This window comes from Xanthobacter luteus (assembly GCF_040049235.1).
Taxonomy (GTDB): Bacteria; Pseudomonadota; Alphaproteobacteria; order Rhizobiales; family Xanthobacteraceae; genus Xanthobacter.
Map to the genome: position 1 here is coordinate 874583 of NZ_JBDZDO010000001.1, position 11822 is coordinate 886404.

Annotated in this window: 10 protein-coding genes; 5 read left to right on the plus strand and 5 right to left on the minus strand. The window is 69.0% G+C overall.

The genetic code is table 11. The features are described from left to right. Nucleotides 1-80: 80 nt before the first annotated feature. The 5 genes from ABLE88_RS04205 to ABLE88_RS04225 are packed head-to-tail and all read right to left on the minus strand — an operon-like array spanning nt 81 to nt 5515. Nucleotides 81-302 carry a biotin/lipoyl-binding carrier protein gene (locus ABLE88_RS04205; RefSeq protein WP_348830204.1) on the minus strand — a complete coding sequence of 74 codons (222 nt, stop codon included), beginning with the start codon at nt 300-302 and terminating at the stop codon, nt 81-83. A 46-nt stretch (nt 303-348) separates the two neighbouring features. After that, nucleotides 349-1686, minus strand: coding sequence for an acetyl-CoA carboxylase biotin carboxylase subunit (locus tag ABLE88_RS04210; RefSeq protein WP_348830205.1), 1338 nt, complete (start codon nt 1684-1686; stop codon nt 349-351). Between the two features lie 12 nt (nt 1687-1698). Then, complete coding sequence (locus ABLE88_RS04215; RefSeq protein WP_348830206.1) at nt 1699-3237, minus strand: acyl-CoA carboxylase subunit beta; 1539 nt, start codon at nt 3235-3237, stop codon at nt 1699-1701. Further along, nucleotides 3234-4511, minus strand: a complete 1278-nt coding sequence (locus ABLE88_RS04220) for a CaiB/BaiF CoA transferase family protein (RefSeq protein WP_348830207.1) — start codon at nt 4509-4511, stop codon at nt 3234-3236. Before ABLE88_RS04220 ends, ABLE88_RS04215 begins: the two co-directional genes overlap by 4 nt. Continuing rightward, nucleotides 4508-5515 (minus strand): GntR family transcriptional regulator, encoded by a 1008-nt coding sequence (locus ABLE88_RS04225; RefSeq protein WP_348830208.1) that lies wholly within the window; start codon nt 5513-5515, stop codon nt 4508-4510. The genes ABLE88_RS04220 and ABLE88_RS04225 overlap by 4 nt, the downstream gene beginning before the upstream one ends. A gap of 14 nt (nt 5516-5529) precedes the next feature. Between ABLE88_RS04225 and ABLE88_RS04230 the strand changes: the two genes are divergently transcribed. From ABLE88_RS04230 to kdpA, 5 genes are all read left to right on the plus strand, one after another. Beyond that, nucleotides 5530-7116, plus strand: coding sequence for an acyl-CoA carboxylase subunit beta (locus ABLE88_RS04230; protein WP_348830209.1), 1587 nt, complete (start codon nt 5530-5532; stop codon nt 7114-7116). A gap of 68 nt (nt 7117-7184) precedes the next feature. Continuing rightward, nucleotides 7185-8195, plus strand: coding sequence for an ABC transporter substrate-binding protein (locus ABLE88_RS04235; protein ID WP_348830210.1), 1011 nt, complete (start codon nt 7185-7187; stop codon nt 8193-8195). Nucleotides 8196-8315: 120 nt separating this feature from the next. Next, the gene (locus ABLE88_RS04240) at nt 8316-9281 is read left to right on the plus strand and encodes an NAD(P)-dependent oxidoreductase (protein ID WP_348830211.1); all 966 of its coding nucleotides are present in this window, start codon (nt 8316-8318) and stop codon (nt 9279-9281) included. A gap of 743 nt (nt 9282-10024) precedes the next feature. Beyond that, on the plus strand, nt 10025-10114 hold the full coding sequence (locus ABLE88_RS04250) for a potassium-transporting ATPase subunit F (protein ID WP_348830212.1): 90 nt from the start codon (nt 10025-10027) through the stop codon (nt 10112-10114). 10 nt (nt 10115-10124) lie between these two features. Then, nucleotides 10125-11816: a potassium-transporting ATPase subunit KdpA gene (kdpA, locus tag ABLE88_RS04255; protein WP_348830213.1), complete on the plus strand. Its 1692-nt coding sequence runs from the start codon at nt 10125-10127 to the stop codon at nt 11814-11816. Nucleotides 11817-11822 lie beyond the last annotated feature (6 nt).

Consider the following 11822-nt stretch of genomic DNA (forward strand, 5'->3'; position numbering starts at 1 on the left):
TGTCCTTCCGGAGCGTGTGCCAGCACTGGATCCTCCCTCCATCGAGCGCCCGGTTTTCCGGTGCGCGGCTGCTGGGTTGGTCAGGTCTCGACGATAGCCACCACCTGACCCTCTTGGATTGCCTCTCCTTCGGCCACGGTAATCTGTGAGACCACGCCGCCATCTTCGACGATAACAGGAATTTCCATCTTCATGGACTCAAGAATCATCAAGGTGTCGCCTTCGGCGACGTCCTGTCCTGGTTGTGTCAAAATCTTCCAGACAGTGCCGGTAATTTCAGATTTTATTTCCTGACGGCTCATCATTGCCTCTCACGCTTCGCAGTTTCGTGATCACTGTGAAAATATTTCATGCCGCCATGACTTCCGCGACGAGCCCCGTGTGCACCAGCCCGTCACGGAAGGCCTGCGACCTCAGGATCGACTGGAGCGCGGGAATGTTGGTCTTGACGCCTTCGATGACGAAGCCGTCGAGGGCGGCGGACAGGCGCGCGGTGGCTTCCTCGCGGGTGGCGCCGTGGGCGATCACCTTGGCCACCAGCGGGTCGTAGAAGGTGGAGATCTTGCAGCCCTCGCCATAGCCGGTCTCGACGCGCACGCCCGACGGCGGGCGGAAGACCTGGAGCGTTCCGGGCGAGGGCAGGAAGCGCTTGGGGTCCTCGGCGTAGACGCGCGCCTGCACCGCATGGCCGCTCACCTGGGGCGGCACGGGCAGCACGGCATCGATGGGCTCGCCGGCGGCGAGGCGGATCTGGCTCACGACGAGGTCGATGCCGGTCACTTCCTCGGTCACGCCGTGCTCCACCTGGAGGCGGGTGTTCATCTCCAGGAACGAGAAGGTGCCGTCGGCGTCCATCAGCATCTCGACGGTGCCGATATTGTCGTAGCCGATCTCGGTGAGCACGGTCGCGATCTTCTCGCCCAGCGCCTCGATCACGGCGCGCGGCACGCCGGGGGCGACCGCCTCCTCGATGATCTTCTGGTTGCGGCGCTGGGCCGAGCAGTCGCGCTCGAACACGTGGCGCACGTTGCCGGCGCGGTCGCCCACCACCTGGAACTCGATGTGGCGCGGGGTGCGCATGAGCTTCTCGAGATAGATCTCGGCATTGGCGAAGCCGCGCTGGGCCATGGAGCGCGAGCGCTCCACCGCCGCCGCGAGCTGGCTCTCGTCGTGCACGGGCAGCATGCCGATGCCGCCGCCCCCGCCCGCGGGCTTGACCATCAGCGGGTAGCCGATGGAACGGGCGGCGGCGAGGAGGTCGTCCAAACTCTCGCTCACGAGCTGGGTGCCCGGTGCCACCGGAAGCCCGTGCTCCGCCGCAAGGTCGCGGGCGCGGGTCTTGTGGCCCATGGCGCGGATGAAGCGCGGCGCGGGTCCGACGAAGGCCAGTCCGCGGGCGATCACCTTCTCGGCGAAGTCGGCATTCTCGGAGAGGAAGCCGTAGCCGGGATGGATGGCGCGCGCCCCCACCCGCTCGGCCAGCGCCAGCACCTTCTCCTGGTCGAGATAGGATTGCGGCGCCGGGCCGGGGCCGATCTCGTGCGCCTCGTCGGCGTCCTTCAGGAAGGGAGAGGCGGCGTCGGCCTCCGAGTAGATGCAGATGGACCGCACGCCGAGCGCCTTGCAGGCGCGCACGATGCGCGCCGCCACGGCGCCCCGGTTGGCGATGAGGATGCTCTCGAACATGGGCGTCCTCCTTCAGAAGCTCGTGGGCCAGGCGCGCATGAGGTGCTGGCCCACCCCGCCCGTCAGGCGCAGCTCGTGCGCCTCCAGCATCTGCACCAGCCAGTCGCGGGTCTCGTCGGGCCGCACCACCGCCTGGGCGGCATAGATCGAGGCGATGTCCCAGACGCTGGTCTCGCGCTGCATCTTGGCGAGCGCCGCGTCGTAAGCGGGGTCCCCGGCCTCGGCGCCGGTGACCACCGCGGCGGCGAAGGCGGGCTCCATGAAGGAAATCTCGGCGGTGGGCCACACCGCCATCTCGTCCGAGTTCCGCCCGCCGCCCATGTTGAGATAGGCCTGCCCGTAGCTCTTGCGCACCACGACCGAGAGCTTCGGCACCGAGCACAAAGCGAGCGCGTTCATGAAGTTCATGATCTTGCCCGGCGCGCGGCGCTGCTCCGCCTCCTTGCCGATGATGAAGCCGGGGGTGTCGACGAGGATCACCACTGGGATGTTGAAGCTGTCGGCCATCACGAGCAGGCTCGTGCCCTTCTCGCAGGCGTCCACGTCCATGGCGCCGCCCTTGTGGAGCGGGTTGTTGGCGATGATCGCCACGGTGCGCCCGTCGATGCGCGCGAGCCCGGTGAGCAGCGCCCTGCCGAAGCGCGCCTTCAGCTCGAAGAAGCTGTCCGTGTCGACGATGGTGCGCACGATCTTGCGCATGTCGTAGACCTGGGTGCGCTTCTCCGGCATCAGATCGAGGATGCGGCCCATGTCGGCGCCGGAGCCTTCCGGAACCGGCGCGCGCGGCGGCGCCTGGCGGTGGTGGGCGGGCATGTAGGACAGGAAGGTCTTCACCGCGTCGAGGGCCTGCTGGTCGGTGTCCACCACGAGGTCGACGAGGCCGGTCGTCTCCGCATGCAGGCGCCAGCCGCCCAGCTCTTCCGGATCGATGGTCTCGTTCACCGCCTTCGACACGAGGAGCGGGCTCGACACCGCGAGCACCGCGCCCTTGCGCATCACGTTGAAGTCCGACAGGCACGCATACCAGGAGGACGAGCCGAAGCAGTGGCCGAGCACGGCGGAGGCCCAGGGGGTCTCGCGCATGCGCTGGTACTGGGTCGGGTCGTTGCCGAGCATGGTGCCCATGCCGGCGGCGCCCATGGTGTCCGGCATCCGGGCGCCGGAGGATTCGCCGAGGAACACGATCGGCATGCCGCGCGCCGTGGCGGTGCGCTTCATGTGGCCGATCTTGCGGCCGTTCACCGCGCTGGAGGAGGCACCCTTGACGGTGAAGTCGTTGGAGATCACCGCCACCTGGCGCCCGGCGATCTTGCCGTAGCCGGCGATCTTGCCGTCCGCCGGGGTGCGGGCGCGCTCCTCGGCCATGATGGAGGTGCCGAACAGGCCGCTCTCGACGAACGTGCCGGGATCGAGCAGGTGGTCGACGCGTTCGCGGGCGTCGAGCAGGCCCTTCTCGCGCCGCGCCGCGAGCTTGGCCTCGCCGCCCATGCCGAGGGCCTGGGCCTTGCGGGCGTCGAATTCGCAGAGCTGGGCTTCCTTCATGGTGGTCATGCCGAGATCCGCTCCCCCCTGGCCGCGCTGCGCGCCGCTATATCCGTGTGAATCACGCCCGCCTGTTCGAGCGCGTCGAGTTCCGCCCCGTCGGTGCCGAGCCAGTCGGCGAGCACGGCGCGGGTATCCTGGCCGATGCGCCGCCCGGCATGGCGCACGGCGCCCTTGCTCTGCGACAGCACCGGCGCGATGCCGGGAATGACCACCTCGCCGAACTCCGCGCTCGGCGCCTTCACCAGCATGCCGCGGGCGGCGTAGTGCGGGTCGGCGAAGATGTCGGCCATGGTGAAGATGCGGGTCGCCGGCACGGCGGCGGCGACCAGCAGCGCCTCCAACTCCGCGCGCGGCAGGCGCGCGGTCCAGTCGCAGATGATGGCGTCGAGCGCGTCGACATTGCCGACCCGTTCCTTGGCCCTGGCGAAGCGCGGGTCGGCGGCGAGGTCTTCCCGCCCCATGGCCGAGCACAAGCGCGCGAACACCGCGTCGCCCATGGCGGTGATGTGGACGAAGCTGTCGTCGGCGGTGGGATAGAGGTTGTTCGGCACGCTGCCCGGCAACGCCGAGCCGGTGCGCCCGGCCACATGGCCGAGCTTGTCGTAGGCTGGAACGTGCGGCTCCATGAAGGAGAAGGCGCATTCCGAGAGCGCCGCATCCACCACCTGCCCGCGCCCGGTGCGGGTGCGGGCAAGCAGCGCCATGGTGGCGCCGAAGGCGGCATAAAGGCCCGTGATGTAGTCCGTGAGCGAGACCGAGACCCGCGCCGGCGGGCGGTCCGGATCGCCGGTGATGTGGCGCATGCCGCTCACCGCCTCTCCGATCACGCCGTAGCCCGGCCTTGTGCTGTAGGGCCCGGTCTGCCCAAACCCGCTGATGCGCACCAGCACCAGGCCGGGATTGGCGGCGCTCAGAACGTCGTAGCCCATGCCCCACTTCTCCAGGGAGCCGGGGCGGAAATTCTCCACCAGCACGTCGCAGCGCGCCGCCATCTGGCGCACCAAAGCGCGGCCCTCCTCGGTGCGCATGTCGAGGCTGAGCAGGCGCTTGTTGCGGAAGATGCTGGCGGCATAGAGGGACTTGCCCTCCACCATCTTGCCCATGGTGCGCACCACGTCGCCCTCGGGCGGCTCCACCTTCACCACCTCGGCGCCGAAATCGGCCAGAAGGCGCCCGCAGAATGGGCCGGCGACGGTGGAGCCGAGCTCCAGCACCTTCATGCCTTCGAGCGGGCCGGCCGCGGCGCCGCGGCTGTCGGGGGAGGTGCGGGGATCGCTCACAGCACGTAGGCCTCGAACCGCTTGAGGAAGGACTTGGCGCTGCGGATGTTGGCGCGGGCGCAGCGCTCCGCCTCGTCCGGGTCGCCGGCGCGCAGCGCGGCGAGGGTCGCCCTGTGCTCCTGGAGACCCGTGGCCATGCGGCCCGGCAGCACGATGATGCGGCGGATGATGACCTTGGTCTGATCGCGGATGGAATCGAGCGCGTCGCTCAGCACCGGGTTCGCGGCAGCAGCCACAAGGCGCCGGCGAAAGGCATCGAGCTCGGTGACGAAGGCGCTCACGTCCGCATCCTCCACATAGCGCTCCATCGGGCCGTCGAAGATCTCGATCAGGTCCTGCCAGGACGCGGGCTCCGCCTTCTCGGCGGCAAGACGGGCGCACAGCCCTTCGAGCATCTCGCGCACCTCGTAGAGCGCGAACACCTGCCCCACCTCGAGCCGCACCACGACGGCGCCGCGATTGGGCTCCCGGCGGATCAGGCGGCGCTGCTCGAGGAAGCCGAGCACCTCGCGGATGCAGGAGCGGGAGACGGCGAACTCCTCCGCCAGTTCCACTTCCTGCAGCTTGCTGCCCGGCGGCAGTTGATGGCCGGAAATCCTCTCCCTGAGGATCAAGGCGATTTCCGCTGCCGTGCGACCGTCACGCGCCTTCCCCACGCAGCCCCCCATTTCCAGAAGCGTCTTGACGCCATGAAAGTTACATTCGACACTTCTGTCAACAAAAGTATCTGCATTATTGCACTGCAAACGTCGACAATTTTGTCGACACAATATGAGAGGGCGGCTGATGACGCTTGCGACAGCCGGGTGGACGCTGGAAAAATCTTGCAAATCCATTGTCTTGGCTCGGGAGCACGGCGCCGGGCCGACGCTCCCGGTGGTCCCCGTCCATGCCCCCGACCGCGTTGTCGCGATGCAAAATGCGCCGGATCCGCTTCGCACGTGCAGCATGTTCGCGCAGCGGCATCCGCCGTCCCGGGGCGCCGCGCCCCTCTTCAGCACCATCCGGAGCACCGACCATGAATGAGCGCCCCGCCCTCCCCGACAGCTGGGCCGCGGAAGTAGAGGAGATCGCCCAGCGCCGCCGCCATGCCGCCGCCCTCGGCGGCGAGGCGGCGGTGGCGCGCCACCATTCCCTCGGCCGCCTCACCATCCGCGAGCGCATCGACGGCCTGGTGGACCAGGGCTCGTTCCAGGAGGTGGGATCGCTCACCGGCCAGGCGCGCTATGAGGACGGCAAGCTCGCGGGCGTGACGCCTGCCCCCTACGTGATGGGCCTCGCGCAGATCGACGGGCGCCCGGTCGCCGTGGGCGGCGAGGACTTCACCGTGCGCGGCGGCACCAGCTGGGGCGGCTTCCGCCGCAAGGGCGGCCAGGGCGGCTTCGTGGAAGACCTCGCCGCCAACTACCGCATCCCGCTGGTGAGCCTCATCGACGGCGCCGGCGGCACGGTGACGGGCGCGCGCCGGCGCGGTTACACCGTGTTTCCCGGCGTGGACAGCTTCGACCGCTCCATCGAGCTGCTCGGCAAGGTGCCGGTGGTGTGCGCGGTGATGGGCACCGCCGCCGGCGGCCCGGCGGGGCGCGCCATCCTCGCCCACTGGTCGGTGATGGTGAAGGGCACGAGCCAGGTGTTCGCCGCCGGCCCGCCGGTGGTGGAGCGCTCGCTCGGCCAGAAGATCGACAAGGAGGAGCTGGGCGGCGCCGCGGTGGCGGTGGACGTGGCCGGCACCATCGACAATTTCGCCAAGGACGAGGCGGCGTGCCTGGAGATGATCCGGCGCTATCTCTCTTACATGCCCGCCAATGTGTGGGAGCTGCCGCCGGTGGTGCCGACCGGCGATCCGGTGGACCGCATGGAGGAGGCGCTGCTCTCCATCGTCCCGCGCGAGCGGCGGCGTCCCTATGACATGCGCCGCCTCATCAAGCTGATCGTCGACAAGGACAGCGGTTTCGAGATCCAGCCCTCGTTCGGCAAGTCGGTGATCACCCAGTTCGCGCGCCTCAACGGCAAGGTGGTCGGCATCGTCGCCAACAATCCCATGGTCCATGGCGGCGCCATGGACGTGAAGGCGGCGCGCAAGCAGACCCATTTCATGGAATTGTGCGACGGCTTCAACATCCCGCTCATCTTCCTCGTGGACGTGCCGGGCTTCATGGTGGGCCAGCAGGCGGAGGTGGCCGCCACCCTGCGCGAGGGCATGCGCTGCGTCTATGTGGGCGGACAGCTCACGGTGCCCACCATCACGCTGGTGATCCGCAAGTGCTACGGCATGGCCGGCATGGCCACCACCTCGAAGCGCGGCCTCGATTTGAAGATCGCCTGGCCCTCGGGCGAATGGGGCTCGCTGCCGGTGGAGGGCGGCGTCGCCGCCGCCTTCAAGCGCGAGATCCAAGCCGCACCCGATCCGCTCGCCCGCGAGCGCGAGATCGAGGCCGAACTGCGCTCGCTCGCCTCGCCTCTGCGCACCGCCGAGGCATTCGCGGTGGAGGACGTGATCGATCCACGCGAGACCCGCCCCTATCTCATCCGCTTCATCGACGCCGCCCAGGGGGCGCTGGCGCAGAACGTGGGACCCAAGCTCAAGGCCGGCGTCCGGCCCTGAAGAAGCCGCCACAGAGCGGCGCCGCAGGCGACCCTGCCTGCACACGCAACGATAAGAGGAGGAAGACCATGGGCGTTTTCACCCGCAGGGCGGCGTTCGCGCTCGCCCTCGCCGCCGGGGCCGCGCTCGCCGCGCCGGCCCAGGCCGAAGTGTCGAAGATCCGCATCGCCAAGGGCTTCGGCATCAGCTACCTGCCGCTTTTGGTGATGGAGCACGAGAAGCTGTTCGAGAAGCACGCCAAGGCGGCGGGGCTCGACAGCAGCACCGAATGGCTGGTGGTGGATGGCGGCACGGTGCAGGCCAACCTGCTGATCGGCGGCAATCTGGAAATCTCCTCAGGCGGCCTCGGCCCGCTCATCACCATCTGGGACCGCACCAAGGGCAACCTGGACGTCAAGGGCATCGGCGCCATCAACTCGATGCCGCTCTATCTCAACACCATCAATCCCAACGTGAAGACCATCAAGGACTTCACGGACAAGGACCGGATCGCGCTGCCGGTGGTGCGCTCCTCGATCCAGGCGGTGGTGCTGCAGATGGCCGCCGAGAAGGCGTTCGGACCCGGAAAATATGCCGAGCTCGACCGCCTCACCGTGGCCATGGCCCATCCGGACGGCGCGGCTGCGCTGATGTCCGGCCGCACCGAGGTGACCGCCCACCTCACCGCGCCGCCCTTCATGTATCAGGAGCTGCGCGACCCGAAGGTGCACCGGGTCTTCTCGTCCTACGACGTGGTGGGCGGGCCGCACACCTTCAATGCGGTCTGGACCACGGCGAAGTTCCGGAATGAAAATCCGAAGACCTACGCCGCTTTCGTTGCCGGCCTCAACGAAGCGATTGAAAACATCAATGCGGATAAGCTGAAATATGCCCGCTTCTACAAGGAATACGACAAGTCGAAGCTCGACCAGGCGTTCATCGACGAGATCATCACCAAGCCCGAGGTGATCTATACGATGGCGCCGCAGGGCACCATGGCGTTCGCGACGTTCCTGAACCAGGTGGGATCCGTCAAGACCAAGCCCACCGGATGGCAGGACCTGTTCTTCCCTGAAGCACATCAGCTCAAGGGAAGCTGAGTCCGGGCCGACTGCGACCGGGCCAGCCCTGATCGCCCGGTCGCTCTTCATTTCTGCCCGCGCCGGGGGTCCTGCCCCCGGGCGGGCAGATCCGTTCGCCCCTTCGCGGAACCCCTCGCCATGCCCGCCGTCGTCATCACTGAATTCATGGACCGGGAAGGCGTCGATCTGATCGCGGCGCGCTTTGACACCGTCTACGATCCCGATCTGGTGGACCGGCCGCAGGCGCTCGACGCCCTGCTCGCCGACTGCCGCGGCCTGATCGTACGCAACCGGACCCAGGTGCGCCCGCCGCTTCTCGCCAAGGCGCCCCATCTCAAGACGGTCGGACGCCTCGGCGTGGGGCTCGACAACATCGACCTCGGCGCCTGCGCCGGGGCGGGAATATCAGTACTGCCGGCCACCGGGACCAATGACGAGACGGTGGCCGAGTTCGTCATGGGCGCGCTCTTGAGCCTTACCCGCGGCGGCGCCTTCCAGGCCACCGCCGACGTCGCCGCCGGCACCTGGCCGCGCACCCGCTTCAAGGCGCGCGACGCCAAGGGCCTGCGGCTCGGCCTGATCGGCTTCGGCGCCATCGCCCGCCAGGTGGCGCGGCGCGCCAGGGCATTCGGCATCGCGGTCGCAGCCTATGACCCGTTCGTGTCGGAGGGCGACCCGGCTTGGGCGCTGGCCGACCGGCGCTGCGCCGACGTGGGCACGCTGCTCGACGGCGCCGACATCCTCAGCATCCACGTACCGCTCACCGATGCGACGCGCCATCTCGTCGATGCCGCGGCGCTGGCCCGGCTGCCGGCCGGCGCCGTTCTCATCAACACCGCGCGCGGCGGCATCGTCGACGAGCACGCAATGGTCGCGGCGCTGAAATCGGGTGCGCTCGGCGGCGCCATGCTCGACGTGATGGAGGCCGAGCCGGTGGCCGCCGGCTCGCACCTCGCCGGCGTGCCGAACCTGCTGCTCTCACCCCACATCGCCGGCATCACCAAGGACGCGGTGCTGCGCGCCAGCCTGCTGGTGGCGGACAATGTGGCGCGGGTGCTGGAGGGCGGAACGCCCACCGTCGCCGACGCGGCGCGGGGCCGCTAGGGACGCACCCGCCGCCCCCCAGGAGCCTTCCGGCGCGCCATGCCGGCTCGAGGACCACGCGCCGATCTCCGTCGCGACGTCGCCAACGCGGGATCGGAGCCAGCGGTGGCCCGGGCCGTTGCGGCAGCGGACAGGCCAGGCCATCTCGAACGGGAAGGTGCCGAGATCGATCGGCGCGGGCACGACCTTCAGCCGCGGGGCTGGCGCGCGGCGGGCGCAGATGAGTGAGGCGCGGCAGCGTGGCGCAAGCCGGCGACCGCGATCATCTCGGGCACCGCGCGGACGGCGTCGCCGACACCGCGACCTCGCGCCGGCGGCCCTCCCGCCCAAGGGCTCCCGCCCAAGGCCTCCCGCCCAGGGCCTCCAACGCCGCCCGCATCGAGATCCAGGGCGGCCGCACCGGCCACCGGACAATGTCCCAGCGGCACCGGGGCGCCGCCATGGCCCTGATCGGGGCCAGCGCCGGCGACGATGGGGCGGGCCGCCGATCATTGTCTGAGACATTGCGGCAGTGTTGAGGGCGTGAAGGTGCACAGGCAAGCTATGCGGCGCCGCCTTACGCGCGCTTTATGCGGTCCATGCCAATCCACCTATCCGCTTTATGCGCGTGAGGCGTAGCTTTGGGGAAGTTTGAACCGGAGTTCGTCATGCTCGCCGACCTTGCTTTCCTTGCCGGAGGGCTCGCACTCTTCGCCATAGCCTCCGCCGCCGTCCGCGCGGCCGACCGGCTCTAGGGGGCGCAGATGTCCTTCGATCTCGTCCTCGGCCTCGCGACGGCCGCCCTCCTCTTCACCTATCTGGTCGTGGCGCTGGTGCGCCCCGAGCTGTTCTAGGGACATCGTCATGACCAACGATCTCCTCCAGTTCGCGCTGTATTTCGGCCTTCTCTGCGCCATCGCCGTCCCGCTCGGCGCCTACATGGCGGCGACCTTCGCCGGCGACGTGCGCTTCCTCGCGCCCGTGGAGCGCGCGCTCCTCTGCGCCGCCGGCGCGGCGGCGCAGAAGGAGCAGCGCTGGACCTCGTATGCCTTCGCGCTCCTCGCCTTCAACGCGGCGGGCTTCGCCTTGCTGTTCCTGGTCCTCGTGTTCCAGCATCTTTTGCCGCTGAACCCTCAGGACTTTCCCGGCCTTTCGGGCCACCTCGCCTTCAACACCGCGATCTCGTTCGTGACCAACACAAACTGGCAGTCGTATGGCGGCGAGACCACGCTCTCCAACTTCAGCCAGATGGTGGGGCTCACCACCCAGAACTTCGTCTCCGCCGCCACCGGCATGGCGGTGGCGGCGGCGGTGGCGCGGGGCTTTGCCGCGCGCCAGGGCCGGGCGATCGGCAATTTCTGGGTCGATCTCACCCGCGCCACGCTCTACATCCTGCTGCCCGGCGCCGTCCTCCTCGCCGTGGTGTTTTCCGCCTGCGGCATGCCCCAGACGCTGTCCGCCGCCTTCGACGCCACCACCCTCGAGGGCGCGCAGCAGACCGTGTCGATCGGCCCGGTGGCGAGCCAGGTGGCGATCAAGCAGCTGGGCACCAACGGGGGCGGCTTCTTCAACGTGAACTCCGCCCACCCGCTGGAGAACCCCACGGCGCTCACCAACCTCCTCTCGACGCTGGCCATCCTCGCCATCCCGGCCGCCTTCTGCTTCACCTATGGCCGCTTGGTGGGGGACCGCCGGCAGGGGCGCGCGCTGTTCGCCGCCATGGCGATCCTGTTCGTCGCGGGATTTGCCGCCATCTATGCCGCCGAGCAGGCCGGCAACCCGCTGCAGGCGGGCCTGGTGGATGCGGCCTCGGGCAACATGGAGGGCAAGGAGGTGCGCTTCGGCGTCCTCGGCTCCGCGCTGTGGGCCGCCGCCACCACCGCCGCCTCCAACGGCTCGGTCAACGCCATGCACGACAGCTTCACGCCGCTCGGCGGGCTCGTCGCCATGCTGAACATCCAGCTCGGCGAGGTGGTCTTCGGCGGCGTGGGCGTCGGCCTGACGGGCATGCTGCTGTTCGTGATCCTGACCGTGTTCCTGGCCGGCCTCATGGTGGGCCGCACGCCGGAATATCTCGGCAAGAAGATCGAGGCGCGGGAGGTGAAGCTCGCCGCGCTCACGCTCCTCATCATGCCGCTCGGCGTGCTCGTGCTCGCCGCCCTCGCCATCGCGGCGGGCACCGCACAGACCTCGGTGCAGGACGCCGGGCCGCACGGCCTCTCCGAGTTGCTCTACGCCTATTCCTCAGCCAGCGGCAACAACGGCTCGGCGTTCGCCGGATTTACCGCCAACACGCCGTGGCACAACACCTTCCTGGGGATTTCCATGATGCTCGGCCGGTTCGGCTACATCATCCCCATCCTCGCCATCGCGGGGAGCCTCGCCGCCAAGAAGACGGCCGCGCCCACCGCCGGCACCTTCCCGACCCACGGCGCGCTGTTCGTCACGCTGCTGATCGCCACGATCCTGATCGTCGGCGCGCTCACCTTCCTTCCCGTCCTCGCCCTCGGCCCCATCGCCGAGCAGGTCTCCCTGCTGTCCGGCCGGACCTTCTGAGGCATC

Bases quoted from the DNA above. Each gene is read 5' to 3' on its own strand.
- ABLE88_RS04205 (WP_348830204.1), bottom strand. From the start codon at position 302: ATGAGCCGTCAGGAAATAAAATCTGAAATTACCGGCACTGTCTGGAAG.
- ABLE88_RS04210 (WP_348830205.1), bottom strand. From the start codon at position 1,686: ATGTTCGAGAGCATCCTCATCGCCAACCGGGGCGCCGTGGCGGCGCGC.
- ABLE88_RS04215 (WP_348830206.1), bottom strand. From the start codon at position 3,237: ATGACCACCATGAAGGAAGCCCAGCTCTGCGAATTCGACGCCCGCAAG.
- ABLE88_RS04225 (WP_348830208.1), bottom strand. From the start codon at position 5,515: ATGGTGCTGAAGAGGGGCGCGGCGCCCCGGGACGGCGGATGCCGCTGC.
- ABLE88_RS04230 (WP_348830209.1), top strand. From the start codon at position 5,530: ATGAATGAGCGCCCCGCCCTCCCCGACAGCTGGGCCGCGGAAGTAGAG.
- ABLE88_RS04235 (WP_348830210.1), top strand. From the start codon at position 7,185: ATGGGCGTTTTCACCCGCAGGGCGGCGTTCGCGCTCGCCCTCGCCGCC.
- ABLE88_RS04240 (WP_348830211.1), top strand. From the start codon at position 8,316: ATGCCCGCCGTCGTCATCACTGAATTCATGGACCGGGAAGGCGTCGAT.
- ABLE88_RS04250 (WP_348830212.1), top strand. From the start codon at position 10,025: ATGTCCTTCGATCTCGTCCTCGGCCTCGCGACGGCCGCCCTCCTCTTC.
- kdpA (WP_348830213.1), top strand. From the start codon at position 10,125: ATGACCAACGATCTCCTCCAGTTCGCGCTGTATTTCGGCCTTCTCTGC.